General features: G+C 48.5%; 12 protein-coding genes and 3 pseudogenes. 14 read left to right on the forward strand and 1 reads right to left on the reverse strand.

What is annotated here, in order from left to right:
• Positions 1 to 7: 7 nt before the first annotated feature.
• Genes DNH61_RS25215 through DNH61_RS25240 form a run of 6 tightly spaced genes read left to right on the forward strand, consistent with a single transcriptional unit; the run spans position 8 to position 7,058 of the window.
• Positions 8 to 1,627: a hypothetical protein gene (locus tag DNH61_RS25215; RefSeq protein WP_111149724.1), complete on the forward strand. Its 1,620-nt coding sequence runs from the start codon at positions 8 to 10 to the stop codon at positions 1,625 to 1,627.
• Positions 1,605 to 3,557 (forward strand): TOMM precursor leader peptide-binding protein, encoded by a 1,953-nt coding sequence (locus DNH61_RS25220; RefSeq protein WP_111149725.1) that lies wholly within the window; start codon positions 1,605 to 1,607, stop codon positions 3,555 to 3,557. Before DNH61_RS25215 ends, DNH61_RS25220 begins: the two co-directional genes overlap by 23 nt.
• A gap of 20 nt (positions 3,558 to 3,577) precedes the next feature.
• A complete protein-coding gene (locus DNH61_RS25225; RefSeq protein WP_111149726.1) occupies positions 3,578 to 4,453 on the forward strand; it encodes a thiopeptide-type bacteriocin biosynthesis protein in 876 nt (291 codons plus the stop codon).
• Entirely contained in the window at positions 4,453 to 5,292 is an 840-nt protein-coding gene (locus DNH61_RS25230) for a SagB family peptide dehydrogenase (RefSeq protein ID WP_111149727.1), read from the forward strand. The genes DNH61_RS25225 and DNH61_RS25230 overlap by 1 nt, the downstream gene beginning before the upstream one ends.
• Positions 5,293 to 5,305: 13 nt before the next feature.
• Positions 5,306 to 6,289, forward strand: a complete 984-nt coding sequence (locus tag DNH61_RS25235) for a hypothetical protein (protein ID WP_111149728.1) — start codon at positions 5,306 to 5,308, stop codon at positions 6,287 to 6,289.
• Positions 6,290 to 6,293: 4 nt separating this feature from the next.
• Positions 6,294 to 7,058: a class I SAM-dependent DNA methyltransferase gene (locus DNH61_RS25240; protein WP_111149729.1), complete on the forward strand. Its 765-nt coding sequence runs from the start codon at positions 6,294 to 6,296 to the stop codon at positions 7,056 to 7,058.
• A gap of 25 nt (positions 7,059 to 7,083) precedes the next feature.
• On the opposite strand, the pseudogene DNH61_RS27290 reads toward DNH61_RS25240, so the two are convergent.
• Positions 7,084 to 7,404 (reverse strand): annotated as a pseudogene (locus DNH61_RS27290) (hypothetical protein); the annotation flags it as partial.
• A 362-nt stretch (positions 7,405 to 7,766) separates the two neighbouring features.
• Here DNH61_RS27290 and DNH61_RS25250 point away from each other — a divergent pair.
• The 8 genes and pseudogenes from DNH61_RS25250 (at position 7,767) to DNH61_RS25290 (ending at position 17,671) form a co-directional block, all read left to right on the forward strand.
• Positions 7,767 to 8,324 (forward strand): DUF6609 family protein, encoded by a 558-nt coding sequence (locus tag DNH61_RS25250; RefSeq protein WP_111149731.1) that lies wholly within the window; start codon positions 7,767 to 7,769, stop codon positions 8,322 to 8,324.
• Between the two features lie 108 nt (positions 8,325 to 8,432).
• Positions 8,433 to 9,058: pseudogene (locus DNH61_RS27295) on the forward strand (IS1634 family transposase); the annotation flags it as partial.
• Positions 9,059 to 9,893: 835 nt separating this feature from the next.
• On the forward strand, positions 9,894 to 10,829 hold the full coding sequence (locus tag DNH61_RS25260) for a helix-turn-helix transcriptional regulator (protein ID WP_111149732.1): 936 nt from the start codon (positions 9,894 to 9,896) through the stop codon (positions 10,827 to 10,829).
• 126 nt (positions 10,830 to 10,955) lie between these two features.
• On the forward strand, positions 10,956 to 11,462 hold the full coding sequence (locus DNH61_RS25265) for a GyrI-like domain-containing protein (protein WP_111149733.1): 507 nt from the start codon (positions 10,956 to 10,958) through the stop codon (positions 11,460 to 11,462).
• Positions 11,463 to 11,547: 85 nt separating this feature from the next.
• Positions 11,548 to 12,063 (forward strand): hypothetical protein, encoded by a 516-nt coding sequence (locus DNH61_RS25270; protein WP_111149734.1) that lies wholly within the window; start codon positions 11,548 to 11,550, stop codon positions 12,061 to 12,063.
• 251 nt (positions 12,064 to 12,314) lie between these two features.
• Entirely contained in the window at positions 12,315 to 14,195 is a 1,881-nt protein-coding gene (gene htpG, locus DNH61_RS25275) for a molecular chaperone HtpG (protein ID WP_111149735.1), read from the forward strand.
• A gap of 191 nt (positions 14,196 to 14,386) precedes the next feature.
• A pseudogene (locus DNH61_RS25285) lies at positions 14,387 to 15,621 on the forward strand (MFS transporter).
• Positions 15,622 to 16,189: 568 nt separating this feature from the next.
• Positions 16,190 to 17,671, forward strand: coding sequence for a family 43 glycosylhydrolase (locus DNH61_RS25290; RefSeq protein WP_245948324.1), 1,482 nt, complete (start codon positions 16,190 to 16,192; stop codon positions 17,669 to 17,671).
• The last annotated feature ends 19 nt before the right edge of the window (positions 17,672 to 17,690 follow it).

Raw genomic sequence — 17,690 nt, forward strand, 5'->3', positions numbered from 1 at the left:
TTAGCATGTGAGTACGAATAGGACGTGGGTCATTCTAAGAGATCAGGCACTATACATCAGAAACTGGGACAAATTTTACAAAATCACGAATGATCCGATGATCCGGTTGTTTAAGAACAAGGTTCCAATTCTGAGTGAGCGGCCGGCAAGTTTGGAAGAAATGAGCGCGACATCAACAGATTCAAAGCTACTGGCAGTGCTTGATCAGATGAATCATATCTTCGCGAAGCAAGTTAGGCCCCCCTCCCAGCTTGATCGGAGCATTCTATTCGTGGTTCCAGAAACGAATTCAGCTAGCGGGGTTTGTTGGACACTGGCCGAGAGGTATGGCTATGAGGTTGCTACCGTGAAGAGGAATTCGGATGTTCCTGACAATCTGTACGTTATTTACGTGCTTCTTTCTGGAAATCATGAGTGTTTGCCGAACTCGGCGGATAGAGGAGATGAGCGGCAGATTCGTCTCATACGCTCCTTGGAGCTTGGACTGTTGCTGTTTATCGGGAGTGTTGCCGATTATCAGGTAGTCGAGGCCTGTTTCCCGCAAGCTAGTTGTGAAATGGGGGAAATCCGAAACGAAGACTTGGATGCTGCCGTAAGTAAGATCATATCATTGGCGGATGGGGATCTTACAGACAACCCTCACTTATATCTCATTAATAGTGAGGCTGCTGTGAGTATACAGAGATTGGAATGGATTACGACAGAACTTGAACATGGAGAAACAGAATACCGTTCAATCGAGAGTGTGGAGATTCCGCCAGCGGATAGCTACCATGCCGCAATATTCTGTCTGGAGAGATTTGCAAATCAAGTTCCCTACTACATTGATTATTATGGTCTTGGGGAACACAGACAGGTTCCTCTCAAACTAGGGGAGTTTTCGTTACATATCCAGAATAGGAGAATCGGAGTCTATATAGGGGGAAGTACTCCCCAAGAGGCATATATTGAGGCATTCAAAGCCGGGATCCCATACATTCTGGAAGGCTTGGAACCGGAGTGCAATTCACTGCATCAATGGGTCGCTGCGCAATCCAGACAGGATATTCTTCAGAATGGAGTATTGCCGATCGTGTTCAAGCTAATTGAACAAGGGGAGAGGGATCGGGTTATCCGTACCAAAATGAAGGTTGCAGATTTGGATCATGTGCTAGTCCGAATAATGAAGCGAATATATCAGGATGATCGTATCGAACAATTTGAGCTCAGGATACATAGAATTGCTGACACTTCTATGATGATGGTAATGATATATGACCGTAAGCGAAGGAACTCTGTGTACAGCTGCTACAGCTGTGTCATTGATCAGGCCGTTCAGAAATGCTTAATTCAGCTTTACTCCCTGGTATTCCAGAACCCAGGAATATATGTGGAAGGCTGCGACGCTGCGGACCCAGAAATCGAACTTCAGTGGTATGAAGATGTCTGCGACTTATCAAGACTAGTCCCGCTAGCTTCTAGTGGTGATAAGTGGATGGACATGCTCAACAATTTGGTGAAGAAAATGGGCTTCCGAGTTGTTATCGGAGAGTGGCGCTTTAATCTGCTACTCAAGGACGCGGGAATCAAGTGCTTCAAAGTTAAGCTGCAGATGGAGGAGAATTATGGACATCTATATTCTGGATAACGGTTGTCAGCTAATTCAAGGACTGTGCAGCAGGTTGGATGCAAATGGTTTGACGTATACGTTGATTGTGGATTATAGGGGTGTTCCGAGCGGTTCCATACTGATAGGCATGTATGATTTTTTTATATATGACGTTGAAGCGGAACTGGTGAAGCATTGCAAGGATAGGTTGACCTACATTCGCTGTTTGTGTGTTCTGGATCAGGCTTATCTGGGGCCGGTAATCCACAAGGGAAGCCCATGCACCGAATGTATGAAGAATACTCTGATTGTCAACAATCCAGAGCACCCGATGCTTCTGATGAACAACATGACCGGAAACAAGTACCAAGAATTACCGTGGAGTGCGTACTTTACGAATTTGTTGTACTTAAAGATAAAGGACACCATTCAAGAGCTTCAAGCCACAGGCAACTCTAGGCTGTCAAATCGTGTGCTTGCCATTAAACAGTATCCGCTCCAAATTACAGCACATCGTATACTGAAAGATGAATATTGCTCGATGTGCAGTTCCTTAGAAGAAGATTCACCGGAGAAGGCATCAATCACTATTGCTGGTGGACGCAAAGTCAGCCCCGTTAATCACCGTTTAAAAGATGTGCCACAAGCGGAGTTGCTTAAGTTGCTGCTTGTCGACATGGAAACCGGTAAGTACAAGCATATATACAAGGATTTGCAGTCCAAGTACATACCTCTTGTAGGAACAGAAAGCTACGGCAGGCATTTTAATATAGACCGAGCCTTTGGACGAAGCTTTAACTATGAATCAGCCAAGCAGTTCGCGCTATTAGAATCGCTTGAACGATATTCTAATATTAATAGTAAGAAATCACGAAGTATGATCTTCGGTTCCTATCGGCGATTGAAGGAAAATGCCATCGATCCCCGAAAGCTTGGGCTCCACCAGAAAGAACAGACAACACAAAAAGGATTTTCATTTCTCGAATATACAGATGATTTGGAGTTTTATTGGATTTGGGGTTGGTCTGTGAAGGAAAATCGACCTATTCTGATTCCTGAGCAAATGATTTATTATGGGGACAACCTGGTCAAGGAATCTACGAACCGATTCGTATACGAAACCTCGAATGGATGTGCGCTGGGTTCTACTCAGGATGAAGCTATGCTGTATGGACTGCTTGAGATGATCGAACGGGACAATTTCCTCGTTGCGTGGTACAACAAACTGCCCTTAACGGAAATTGATCTCGAAGCAACGGGGATTATGGACATCCTTGAAATTAAGATTTATTTGGAGTCTCAAGGATACCGACTTCACTTTTTTGACATATCAATGGAACTTCGCATCCCTAGTATCTGGGGAATAATTATTAATGAACAAAACCAAGCGGTTGTTAGAACGTACAGCGCGGCAGGTGCTCATTTTAATCCCGAGAACGCGTTACGGGGTGCTTTAATTGAAGTTGTGACTTCTATGCCGGTTTATGAGACGGTGTTCACTCAGCCTGAGCTGCTGGAGAGACGGGAGAGAATGTTCAGGGATGACACAGAAGTGACGGAGTTCCAGGATCATGTTCTTTTGTATTCACACCCTGAAGCCCTCGAACGGTTTAAGTTTCTGTTTGACAATAGCAAGGGCAAGCGCTCTCTGTATGAGTTGTATCCTGAATGGTATAAGGAATGCCGGTATCAGAACCAGGATTTGAAGGATGACATCGAGCAACTGCTTGAAGCGGTACTCTACAACTACGAGGATGTGTATGTCGCGGATTTGACAGGTGAGTTACTGCAAGTTTCGGGTCTCCATTGTGTTAAAGTATTGGTGCCCGGAATGCTGACGATGAGTTTCGGTCATCAATACAGAAGGATTGTAAAAGAGCGAGTGCTGTGGGGGCCCGTGCAGGCAGGCAGAACCTCTACGCCTATCGAAGAAGAAGAGATCAATCACTTTCCTCACCCGTTCCCTTAAAATGAGAGGATGTGTATATCATGTGGGTTGCGTACCATATTTATTATCACAATGTTTCGAAGTATGATGAGTTGCTGATACTCTTGGCAGAACATCTGGAGCGATATCGGGTGTCGGGCAGCATGAACAAGTGGTTCTTTATCCGATATTGGGAGGGGGGGCCGCATCTCCGAGTCCGGATGCTGAACCCAAGCCCAATGTTAATAGTTGACGAGTTGTTGAGCAAGGCTCGGGCGTTTATGGCAATTCATCCGAGCTTGACGCAATGGTCTAGGGATGAATATTATGCTAATCATAAGTTTGATGGCGAAGAATTGGATAAGAATCAACTCGCATGGCATGAAGATGGAGAGATCGTTTCCTATGAATACATGCCCGAGTATGATCGATACGGCGGGGAAGCTGTAATGGACCATAATGAAAATATGTTTATGTGCTCGAGCAAATTGTGCGTGGAACTCCTGCATATGTCCAAAGGTGAGTTTTTTCGAAAGTTATTATTTTCCTGCGCGTTGACCAGCCAACTTGTTATTCAGTTAAGGAGCGCCTACGATTGTTCTAATTCAGAGGCTTATTATACTTTCTACAAGGAGATGTGGAGTAGCTTTGTTGACGGGAGGGGCCAGGATTTAAAAATCATGAATTTTTTGCACAAGAATGAAGTTGCATTAGAGAAAGCGTCGCAAATACTCCTCGCATCCGAGTCAGTGCAAGGATTTATATCCGAGATACAAAGTGAGTTACAGACGATTCGATCCTCTGTACAGGATGACTATATGGATTATATTGTGGCCTCGCATATTCATATGACCAATAATAGGCTAGGCATTCCCCCTGTATACGAATATTTCATCAGCGATTATTTGGGTCAACTGTTGGTAGAGAGGCGTGCATAATGAAGATAAGTAGGTTTATGAAGGCGTTCCAGAGCGATTATTTTAACTTTGGTATAGCAAACAGATTTCACAGCCGGATGAAGTTGAACAGTGTCTTATATGCAAAACAAAAGAGCCGCTCCCAGTTTGATCTGGATGATGAGGATATGATGGGTGAACGGGTTTCTGGCGAAACGGTTTATGTCATGGATTCGAACTGCAGCATCGAGAGAAAGCTGCTGAGTGAGGTCCTCGCTGAACGTAGAAGCAGCCTATTCCGTGAGATGAATTCGGACTGGACCAAGTTTGATTTGTTCAGCCTGTTACATCATGCGCTTGGTGTTACCGCGGCGAAGGAGATTGTTTTTTTTCCTACACCGGGTGAGTCTTACAACTATGTACTTAACCATAGAGCATATCCCTCAGGGGGCGGTATTTACCCGATCGAACATTATATTTACAGTAGAGGAATTGATGGGATTGAGGATGGGCTCTATAGATTCCATCCCGATTCAAGCGTTTTGTCTAGGGAAGCCGATCCCATCGACGACCACCAATTGGAAGCGTTTTTTCCGATGACTACATATAAGGATGATGTTAATACTGAATCGCTATATCAGGTGAAGGCATTGATGTTCATGGTGTCTAATTATAAACATTCCTCGCAGAAATATGGTTTACTTGCGTATAAATTAGCTCTACTTGAAGCGGGACACATCGGTCAGAACATACAGCTGTGCGCGACGGCTTTGTCCAAGAAGACGGCACTGCTGTGCGGATATTATGAGGATACGGTAGAACGCTTCCTCGGGCTGGACCCCGCTCATAAGAACTGCCTGTACATAATAGCACTTGGCTAATGAGGTGATTTGAATGCTTTATGGTTACTTGGAGCTAAACCCATTATATGAAATGAAGGTGACGGATCAGACGCTCACATTCGTCAATGTAGTGGATGGTAGGATCAAGAGAAAGATTGTAATGGGAAAATCAGGAGGATTCGTTGAGCATTTTATTGCTGCGCTGACAGGTCCGAATCGTGGTCGGGTTGAGGACATCATCAGTAAATATCCGGTCACTGTACAAAATGGGCTGAAGAAAATCGTCCAATCTCTATATGGTGAAATTCTGTTATATGAGGGATGCACGCAAGGGATTCTGCTGACGCTTGCCAAAGAGAGGGCTGTTACGATTTATAAGCAATATCCTGCAGTTAACTTAGCACGAATGGTTGACCAGGTAACAGGCCGCATTGCAAGCAGCAAGGCGGGTGTTTTGCAGAGGGGGCTTGATGCAGAAAAAATTTCCATCATCGAGAAATTTCCCTTCCAGCAGGTATTAGTGGCTTCAATAGACGATCATCCCGCTGCAGAAGCAATTCTAGACGCTTTGTCTACTGAGGATTGGCTGTTTGTGATCAACTTGGATGGACGATGGACAGAAGAGAATCAACTACTGATGGAACAAGAGTGTGTGCGGCGTAAGCTAAGGATGTTGCGAATCCGAGTGGATTTTACTAATGAAACCGTCGTATTCGGTCCTGTGATTATTCCTGAGAAAGTAGGGTGCCTAGAGTGTTTAGAGACCTCCAGAAGGAGCGGCTATGAGAAGCGGCAGAAGTTTGAGCATGATTGGATGAGCTTTGCAGAAGCGGTGAAAAACATGCTTGAGAATGACCTGATCGATGAGATCATGAATGTAACGTTTGACGAATATTTCAAATTCGGAACTAACTATTCCGTCTTCCTCGGAACTGAACTGACATTGAACTGTGCCGAAGGGGTAGCCAGCGTCGTTGAAATGGTATTAGACCCGTTGTGCAAATGCTGCAGTCATGCAGCCTTAAAGGAGGCGTGAGGCAATGGAAAAATACGAGAAGCATTTTGCCGCAGTGTATAATACATACTTTGCTAACTTCTCGGACTCCATATTCGAACGAATCGCAGCTTGCTTCAAACGGCAGCCTATCCACGATACTAACGCTGCAATTCTTGATTTGTGCTGTGGTACGGGACAACTGAGCCTTCATTTTCTCAACCAAGGATACAAGGTAACCGGTATCGATCTGTCGGAACATATGCTGTCTTATGCGGTGCACAAAGCCAAGGACTACATCAAGACCGGCGTGGCTTGTTTTATGGTAGGTGATGCTACCCGATTTGAACTCGACGAGAGGTTTGGAATGGTTGTGTCTACCTATGATGCGCTGAATCATTTGGAGCATGATGATGCGTTAGTTCAATGCTTCAGAAGTGTGTGTAGGGCGTTAGAACAGAGAGGGATTTTTATATTTGATCTGAATACCCGTTCAGGCCTTATGCATTCGGATGGAATGACCATCAATGAAGATAATCATAAGTTGTTGATTACGAAAAGACAATACCACTCCTATTTTGATAAGGGATCTACAAGGTATTCCGGGTTTATGAGAATGAAAGGCAGTGAGGAGTATTTCCGGTTTGATCAGACGGTATACAACACAACATTCGATTTGTTGAAAGTGAAGCAGTATTTGCAGAATGAAGGTTTTGTCAATGTACGATTCACATCTGTTGAAGACCTAACTGTCCCGCTTGTGGATCCCGAAGCGCATTATCGTGTATTTGTAATCGCCGAACGAGCATGAGTTCGGTTTTACTTAGATTAAGACACTAGGTATGGCGAAAATGAGATGGGAGGTTTTGATGGGAAACACATACGCATATATTGGAATTCCATTGGGGTTCGGTGTTATTTGTAATGCCCCCGTTGTCAGACACAAGTTCGAAAAAAATAAGCTCCTTCGATTGTAATAGGGTGGTGGGCCATTCAAGCGGCCTGCGTATACACACTTCATCCGGCTTGGCATATCCAAGTGACTGATGGGGACGCTCCATATGGTAAAATCGTAGATAGACCATAATCGCTCTACGCAAGGCGCGGGGATTCTCGTATTCGTTCAGATAGATTTCCTCGTATTTGAGCGAACGAAAGAAACGTTCAGTACGGCATTGTCCCGCGCTCGGCTTTTACCAACCATGGACACTTTCACTTGATGTTTCGTCAACAAATCTAAGTAATCGGCATTCGTAAAATGGCTGCCCTGATCGCTGTTCATGATCTAGGGCTGGCAGCGCCCTAGTGCACGTTCCAAGCCTTTCAGGACGGAAGGCCTTCTCCAATGTGCTAGAGGGCTCGTAGTCGATAATTTTGCGGCTGTACCAGTCGATGATCACAAGAGATATATAAAGCCTTTGCCCATCCGCAAATACGTAATACTGATCCTTGAGATCTGGTTCGAACGATACGGGGTTATAAATGTGGAATTGTAGAAGCGGGGGGAAAGGAGGATTTGATGCTTGAAAAACTAGGTTATGGTCGAGGTGCCGTCCTAACGTTCAACCAGAAGCGTAGTTGCGGACTTTGGTTTATAATTATTGGCTTGGTGATTACTATGGCTACTACTTTTGGCGGATCTTTTCAGGTGAATCCTTTAATTTTCATTCCAGGATATATAATTGGTTACTATGTTTCATTTGGGAATCGGTATATTCAGAACAAACTTTCGCAAGGGGACAGCTCCCTGTTTCAGGATAAAACCGGAATAATCGCGGTTATTTTCCTTGGAATTTTGATTTTTTTGATTGCGGGTCCATTTATCCCTGGACAAAATTGGAGAATGGTTTGGTTGGGAGCGTTTCTTGCTACAGGGCTGCATTTTTTCATTTTTTACTATGTCCATGGAAAATCCATGCTCGTAGTCGGCACACTTTGTTCTTTTATTTCTGTTGTGGGAATGATCATGGCGAGCATTCCTTTCATTTATTTCGGTATCGCTGATGGTGCGGTTAAATTGGGGGTTGGTTTATATCTTTTATTTTTATCTAAGCCTACAACCAGCGGCATCAAGTAAGCTTGCTGCGGAAGAGAGGGGTCCAAGAGGTCGTCATTCCTGGATCACCAACTTTCGATGTTCAACAAGGCTAATCGTGCGATGGACTTTCTCGTCTAGTCAGATGGGGACATCCAACGGGAAGTGCTTCATTCCGTTGCTGACTTGTTGAATCTCGAAGTCGATCTACGCTTCTTTGACACAACATCCACCTACTTCGAGACCGAGGAGACGGACGAGGAATCACTTCGTCAACATGGCTCTACTCCAAGGATCGGTCAGACTTGCCACAAGTTGTCATTGGATTCGCCGTAACGCGGGATGGCATTCCTGTCCGCTGGTGGGCCTGGGCAGGCAACACCGCAGACATGAGCGTGGTGCCTAAGGTAAAGAAGGATCTGATCGGCTGGAAGCCCGGGCGAGTCATCTCAGTGGCAGACCGCGGGGTCTCGTCTGAAGCGAATCTCCGCATTTTCCAGTAGTCCGGTGGTCATTACATCATTGGCGAGAAGTTGTCTTCCGGCAAACCGACGGTCGAGGTAGCCCTTGTTCATTCCGCCAAAGATATTACAATCGGCGATGGAGAGGTGCGCAAGCTGCGAATGGACAAGCAGGCCGTCAAAGCCATGGAACGCCTAGGCGGGAAGTATCTGATCCAGACATCAGACGATACGCTCTCTTCTGAGGATGTCGTGCTCGGCTACAAACAGCTTCTCAAAGTCGTAGCCGCGTTTCGAACGCTAAAGCAGTCGCTGGCCCCGTCTACCATCGAAAAGACGATCGTATTCGCTCGTATGTGATTCTTTGCTGGCTGGACTGATGCTGATCCGAATCGTTGAGAACAAAACAGGCAGGATGTGGCGTGATGTACGAAATCTGTTCCAGCGCATTCATCTGATCGATTCTCGCTCTGTCGCTGGTACGATCTTACAGCGAATGGAATTGACGGAGGAACACAAGGGTATTCTTAATAGCTTGAATTCCCCCGAACCCCAGCAAATATGGGACATTTCCGTAAATTATCCCCGAAAATCTGTAAGCATACGCCAAGTTATCCACAGACCGTCCAATCAGGTATTCTTTTTTTGCTAGGTGAATATTAAACTTGGGAATCAGTTACATATCGGCATGAAAGGCCACCTTCGGATCTAGAGCGATGGTGGCCTTTTCGTATTACAATATATTATGCGAACCATTTTTATTAGAAAATGCCGGCATCCCTTGTCCTACAAGGCTTTTTCTGGTGGTCGAGTCGATAATACGGAGTGTTTTGCGGTCTGCGATCGAACAGTATGAGGAGGAGCGTTGATACTTACATTCACAAGGATGACTTTGATATCAAGCCGAGACGTAAACTCAGCAACTGCCGGAACCTCCAGCTACATCATTGGTTCCTCAGCACGGCTCAATCTGCCTGAACCGGTTCCTCGGAGAACAAAAACCCCACCGGGCAGCGGTGCGTAACAACGGCTGTCCAAATCCCGGCAGGCATACATTAGGCTCTGGTCTGCAGAACAGCGGCAGGCAAGCGGGTTTACCGGAGAGGGAGACCTGCTTGTCATGCTTACATACAGAAAGAGGCGAAGGGAAATGAAGATCGACCGGCTGCTGGCTATAACCGTGCTGCTGCTGGGGCGAAAGCGTGTGACGGCGGCAGAGCTGGCTGAACGGTTCGAGGTAACCATGAAGACTATTTACCGCGATATGGAGACGCTGGGCATGGCGGGGCTGCCGATTGTTTCGCATCAAGGTGCGGCGGGCGGCTACGAAATTATGGAGCAGTTTACGCTGGATAGACAGCTTGTAACAGGCAGGGAAATTGCTTCTCTATTGGCGGCCCTGAAGGGGATGCATTATGCGCTTGATGACCGGACATTCGCCAGTCTGGAGGAGAAGATCAGGGCTCTTCTCACGAAGACGGATGAGCAGGACGGAGATAAGCATTCGGCTGAACTGGTGTTTGATTTTCACCCGTGGGGCCAGGGGCCGCTGAATAGAGATAAAGTTATTCTGTTTCGCAAGGCGATCAGGGAGCGGCGCAGGGTGAGACTGCGGTATCTCGATGGAAGCGGGGAAGAGAGCTTCCGCTCAGTTGAGCCATATACGCTGATTATGAAAGGGTCCAGCTGGTACGTTCAAGCATACTGCACCTTACGCGAGGACTACCGTCTGTTCCGGTTGTCGCGGGTAATGGAACCCGTGCTAGAACAGCAGACATTCATAATGAGGAATCCTCCTGAACTGGAAACAATCGGATGGAAGCGGGAATGGTCTGGACATACTGAGATAGAGGTTATCCTCTGCTACAGGCCGGAAGCTCTACACCGGGTTCTGGATATTTTCCGCCCGGATCAGATCCGTTATGAAGCAGACGGCTCCTGCCGGGTGCAGGCCTGTCTACCTGTGGATGACTGGTTTCATTCCATGCTGCTCAGCTTCGGTGCCCAGGTCAAGGTGCTGCATCCGCCCTCGCTAGCGGAGGAAATAAGGCAGCAGGCCATCCTGATGCTGCAGCAGTATGAATAAAGGGACTATCCGCTGCGCTGCGATGACTTGCGAAGATTCGGCTGGCTGCTTGCAAACTGGACATAAAGCTGTCTGTGTTGCTCCTTTATACTGTTCGTAAACAAGAGGAAAGAGGGCAGATCATTAATGAACACCCAATATGTTGAACGAGCATCCCTGACATTGATCGGTTTATCGGCAAGGACAACGAACGCAGAGGAAGCAGCCGGCAGTGGCCGCCTCCCTCAGCTGTGGCAGCAGTATCTGGAAAGCGGACAGCTGGGAGGTGCGGCGGTGGACAATCCGCATCTGGTGTACGCGTTGTATACGGATTACGAGAGTGATGCTAGCGGCGCTTACACTGTTCTGATCGGGCATGAGTCTTCCGAACTGCTGCAGGAGCTGCCGAAGGAGACGGCGTCTTTGCCCGCCTTGGCAAGAGTGTCTGTTCCCTCTGGCAGCTACATGGAATTTACTACGCGCAAGGGGCCAATATGGGAGGTCACAGCAGAAGCCTGGCAGGATATCTGGTCCTATTTCAACCAGTCCGAAGTAGAGCAGCGTACATATGCGGGCGATTACGAGCTGTATGATTTCAGCAAGTGGACACCAGATGAAGCGGTTGTCAGCATTTATATTGGTATCAGGGGCTGAGAGCAGGCGGGATAGAATAGTGTCTGTATCAATTGCACAATCCTTCCAACTAAGGTAACCTTAGTGGTGGAGGGGATGCGCGAATATGATCGTAACGATGACAAGGGAAAAGTTTGACCGGCTTGAGGATGAGCGCCTGGGCTGGCTGTGCGTGGAACAGACGCTGATGTTCGTCCGGGGCCGGGATGCTAAGGTCAAGAAGCAGGCAATGGGACAGCTAAGCGATGCCCAGCGTGCGGCATGCATGTTCCGGGTGCTGTATGATCATGCCAAGCCATCGGCTGCCGAGTATTACGGATGGATCGCCCATCTGCTGGACACCCCGGGTTACTGGGATGGGGTGACGAGCGGAATCCGTTTCTTCACGGATGAGGATATGCTGATGCTGCTGGAAGAGTCCAAGGCTGCGGTGGAGGCGGAATGCCGGCACCGGGGAATTACCCTGCAGCAGGTCTCCATGAGTGATCTGGACGCAAACGAAGAGCTGAACCGTAAGATTAATGGTCTGTATGAACGTTTTCTTGCAGTATCCGAGCAAAGCCACACCAGGATCGCCAATTATATTCGCTCCAACCCGAGTACCTTTGTTCATCTTACGTAATCCGTCCCGCCACTCCACATACCAGTGTTCCTGCTAGTTAAACAAGCTGCCACCGATTTCGGATAGAAACCCGGTTGACAGCTTTTTTTGGGTTATGGTATATAAAAGGAAGGGTTAGCACTCTGGATAGTAGAGTGCTAACAGACGTATAGCATAGAGCACCAGCCCAGAAGGCTGGCTTCATAGGACAAGCGTAACCCAGCAGCTAACGTCGTCTTATTTTCCAATGTGAAGGGAGAAGGACACAAACCATGGCTAAGCAGCAGTTTAAGGCCGAATCCAAGCGTCTGCTTGAGATGATGATCAACTCGATCTATACGCAGCGGGAGATCTTCCTGCGGGAGCTCATCTCGAATGCGAGTGACGCCATTGACAAGATCTATTACAAGGCGCTGACCGACGACAGTCTTGTTTTCAACAAAGAGGATTACTATATCACCATTAAGGCGGACAAGGAAAATCGCACGCTGACCATTTCTGATACTGGAATTGGCATGACGAAGGAAGAGCTGGAGAACAACCTCGGCGTAATCGCCAAATCCGGCTCGCTTGCCTTCAAGAAGGAGAACGAGGCCAAGGAGGGCCACAACATCATCGGCCAGTTCGGCGTCGGCTTCTATGCCGCGTTCATGGTTGCGGATGTCGTCACGGTCATCAGCCGTGCGCTAGGCACCGGCGAAGCGTTCAAGTGGGAGTCCGCAGGCGCGGACGGCTATTCCATCGAACCAAGCGAGAAGCTTGAAGTCGGTACGGATATTATTTTGAAGATCAAGGAGAACACCGAGGACGACCAATACGACGAATATCTGGATGAATACCGTCTGCGCTCCATCGTGAAGAAGTATTCGGACTTCATCCGCTACCCGATCAAGATGGATGTGAAGAAGTCCCGGCAGAAGGAAGGCGCGGAGAACGAATACGAGGAGTACGTGGAGGAAGAGACGGTCAACAGCATGGTGCCGATCTGGCGCAAGAACAAGAACGAGCTGAAGACTGAGGACTACGAGAACTTCTACTTCGAGAAGCGCTACGGCTTCGACAAGCCGCTGAAGCATATTCATATCAGCGCGGACGGCGCTGTCGTATACAATGCTATTCTGTTCATTCCGGAAAATACGCCCTTCGATTACTACACGAAGGAGTACGAGAAGGGGCTTGAGCTGTATTCGAACGGCGTTCTCATTATGAACAAATGCGGCGACCTGCTGCCGGATTATTTCAGCTTCGTCAAGGGTATGGTGGATTCCGAGGACCTGTCGCTGAACATTTCCAGGGAAATGCTGCAGCATGACCGCCAGCTGAAGCTGATCGCGAAGAACATTAAGAACAAGATCAAGAGCCAGCTGCTCAGCCTGCTGAAGGACGAGCGCGAGAACTACGAGAAGTTCTACCAGTCATTCGGCAGACAGCTGAAGTACGGCGTGTACAGCGATTATGGCGCAAACAAGGACGATCTGCAGGATCTGCTGATGTTCCGCTCCTCTGCGGAGAAGAAGCTGGTTACGCTGGACGAGTATGTATCGCGCATGCCGGAAGACCAGAAATTCATCTACTACGCTGCAGGCGATTCGATTGACCGGATCGAGAAGCTCCCGCAGACCGAGCTGGTTGCGGACAAAGGCTACGAAATCCTGTACTTCACCGACGATGTGGACGAGTTCGCCATCAAGATGATCATGAAGTATAAGGACAAGGAATTCAAATCCGTCCAGAGCAGCGATCTTGGCATCGAGCCCGACAGCAGCGAGGAGAAGAACGAGGCGGAGGAGAAGGACAACCAGGAGCTGTTCGAGCACATGCAGTCGATCCTGGCGGACAAGGTGAAGGCGGTCAAGGCGTCCAAGCGTCTGAAGTCGCATCCGGTCTGCCTCTCCACCGAAGGCGATCTGTCCATTGAGATGGAGAAGGTGCTGAACGCGATGCCGAATTCGCAGGAAATCAAGGCGGACAAGGTCCTCGAGATCAACGTCAACCATGAGGTATTCAAGTCGCTGAAGGAAGCGTATGCGAACGACAAGGACAAGCTCAGCCTGTACACGAACCTGCTGTACGGCCAGGCGATGCTGATCGAAGGCCTGCCGATCCAGGACCCGGTGGCGTTCACGAACGATATTTGCAAGGTAATGGTGTAGGCAGTGTTTAGCTGATAGATGTAAAAGAGACAGCCCGTCCCGGGTGTATCCGGGGGCGGGCTGTTTTTGCTGGATATGATTATTTTAACAAACCTATTAGGTGCAGGTATGTATAATACTGGAGTAATTGTTAAACAACTGATAGAGCAGTGCCTTACTAACGCAACCATCTTTCCGGGGGAGCAACGTCTATGATCAATAAACAGACTGTCCAAGCACGCTGGCTTATACTTATTGATTTTTTGTATGAACTCAATTTTTTCACACTTATATTTGCCGTATTCCTGGCGGAAAGCGGCCTGTCGCTCGTTACCATCAGCTTGGCCTTTGCGGTACGGAGTGCATGCAAGATGCTGCTGGAATTTCCGTCAGGACTGCTTGCAGACCGCTGGGGCAGGAAGAACATCGTGATGATCGGCCTCGGGTTATCCGCTGCAGCATATTTACTCTATATATGGATTCCGCCGAGGTTGTCGTTGGGGTCATTATCCTTCATACGGTCGGCTACTGCTTAATCTCCGGGGCCATTGATGCTCTATTCTTCGATTCTATTCCCGCAGGCTATGAAGACCGGTACAGTGCGCTGTACAGCTTGTTTTACAGAATCGCTCTGGGTTTATCTGCTCTCGGTGCCGGTCTGATGTCAGCGTTTGCCGGCTATGCCTTTTGTTTTTGCAGCAGTGCTTTTACATGTTTGTTGTCGCTCGTTCTTCTCTGGAAGTTCGTATCGGTTCCTCAAGGTCTGAACGTGGAGCAGAACGCGGATCCCAGCTTGCTGAGGAAGCATCCTCTTCATAATCTAAGGCCTATATTTGCTTCCAGGATTATTTATTATTTTGTTATCCTCGGCTTTGCTATTGATGCGGTACATATTCCTCTCGAAAATTTCCTGCCTGTCTTCCTGAAGGACGCCGGGTTTTCGAATGAAGAAATCGGTTATTTTGCAACGATGGGCTTTATTGCCGGTGCTTTTATGACCTATTTCATTCTGCCTCGAATTCGCCGTTATCTTTCAGGTGCAGCGGTACTCGCTATCCTCCCCTTCCTCGCTCTAGGTGCTGTTTATGGCATTGTGTCGAGCCGTGGGTGGCTCGTATTAATCTTCTTCCTGCTGTCCACGCTGATCATGAGCATGTATACGGCCAGTAAATTTTCGCTGCTCAATCAGTCCATTCAACCTGCATACCGGTCGTCAACATTATCGTTTGTTTACTTTATGGTCGGCGTAACAGGCATGCTGAGTAATTCGGCGTACGGATTTCTAGCAGACCTCTTTGGTCTGTCTGGTGCTTTCAAATTCATTCTCTTCGTGATGGCTCCAATACTTCTGCTGGCAAATATTATGTTCCGCGGAACCATAAGGCGGCAAAGCTGGAATACCAGAACGGGCTTGCGGACCGATCTGGAGACCGAGACAGGGGTGTGAATTGACCAGACATGCAAGAAGGGCCGTCATTATTTGTGTGCAGGCATGAATTGTTGAGTGTTGAGAGCGGCTTGGTTTAAGCTGATAGCCTTCACAGGCCACTGCCTCAAATAAACCTGCGATTGTGCAGGCTTTAATATAGATCGTCGGAAGGGAAACGCAAAGCCTGCAAATGTGCAGGAATTCAGCCAGGGAGGAGATAGGCAGGCATTTGGGGACTCGAAAAAGATGCACTTTCGCAGGCATTTCTCGCTTGAACTTACTTTAGCAGGTATATAGATGCACATTTGCAGGTTTTCGAAATGAGAGGCCAATCAATCAGATTAGCAAAAGCATTAATTAGTTAATTCCTGGTTGATTTTCCTCTTGTGTCCGGTATAATATAACTGTAACAAAAATGTAAGCGTATTCACAAAAATAAGAAAGGAGGCAGCTGAACAGAAAGGGAACAGCTGAACAGGGCAGTTAACCTGCTGTAGCGGTTTGGATGGTTCTGGCCGTACAGTATGCTGGTCTGCATGTTAGGCTGGCTGAACAGATGAAGAACATGATGGGGAGGAATAAAATAATGAGAAGACAGAGCAGGCAGATGCTGATGCTCGTATTGGCTTTCGTTCTTGGGCTTGGCGTGTTTCCGCTGCAGGCGGGCGCGGCTTCAACGACCTTCATTAATCCGGTGGCGCCGTATTCATCGGCTGACCCGCATGTCATGCGGCATACGGACGGCTATTATTATTTTGTGCATACGTCGCAGAATTGGGACAAAATCGATATCGTCCGCTCTTCATCGCTGACGGGAATCGGGAATGGCACCCGCAAGACGGTCTTCACCAAGAACCAGTCGTACTGCGCGGGAGCGAACTGTTATTCCAATAATATCTGGGCGCCTGAGCTGAATTACATTAACGGGGCCTGGTATCTCTATTTCTCCGCGGGCAGCAGCGAGCCGAACAATGCCAACATGCGGATGTGGGTCATCCGCAACACAAGCGCAAATCCGTTGGAGGGCAGCTGGTCGGCACCAATCAAGCTGCGGGATACCGCCGAATACTGGTCGATCGACCATACGGTGGCGAACATTAACGGACAGCTGTACATCGCCTGGTCCGAGATTGCGCCGGGTCAGCCGCAGCGCATCATGATCGCGAAGATGAGCAGCCCGACAGCGATTCAGGGACGGGGCACGATGATCTCTGCGCCGACTAACGCTTGGGAAACATCCGGCGGGCAGGTTAATGAGGCACCGGCCTTCATTACGCACGGCTCCAAGGTTCACATGACGTTCTCGGCGAGCGGCTGCTGGACCGACGATTACAAGCTCGGACTGCTGACGGCCAACATCAATGCGGATCTGACAGTAGCCAGCAACTGGACGAAGAATCCGAACCCTGTCTTTCAGAAAACAAGCAGCGTGTTCGGCCCGGGGCATAACAGCTTCGTAAAATCGCCGGACGGCACGGAAGACTGGATCGTCTACCACGCCAATGACGGCTCCGGCCAAGGCTGCGGCGACCAGCGGACAACCCGGATTCAGAAGGTGAACTGGAACGGCGATACGCCGGTGTTCGGTGCGCCGGTTAATCCGGCAACAGCTATTGCGCGTCCTTCTGGCGAAGGGACGGGGGATATTTTCTACCGTATCCGGAACCGCAACAGCGGCAAAGTGCTGGCTATCCACAATGCTTCGACGGCGGATGGGGCTAACATTCTGCAGTGGACGTACAACGGTTCGGGTGACCAGCGCTGGGCGCTTGATCCGGTGGCCGGCGGCTACTTCAAGCTGCGCGCCAGCCATAGCGGCAAGGTAGCGGATGTGGCAGGCAGGTCAACAGCCGATGGTGCGAATGTTGCGCAGTATACGGACAACAGCGGGCTGAACCAGCAGTGGAGCTTCATCTCCACGAACAATCAGTACTTCGAGATTCGCAACCGCAACAGCGGCAAGAATCTGGATGTCACGAACGGCGGCCTGGAGGACGGCGTCAATGTCGGGCAGTGGTCAGACCTGAACAATACAGTGCAGCAGTGGATTTTCGAGCGGGTGAATTGAGGAAATAGAGTGGACAGAG

The organism is Paenibacillus sambharensis, from assembly GCF_003233845.1.
In the GTDB taxonomy this organism is placed as follows: Bacteria; Bacillota; Bacilli; order Paenibacillales; family Paenibacillaceae; genus Paenibacillus_I; species Paenibacillus_I sambharensis.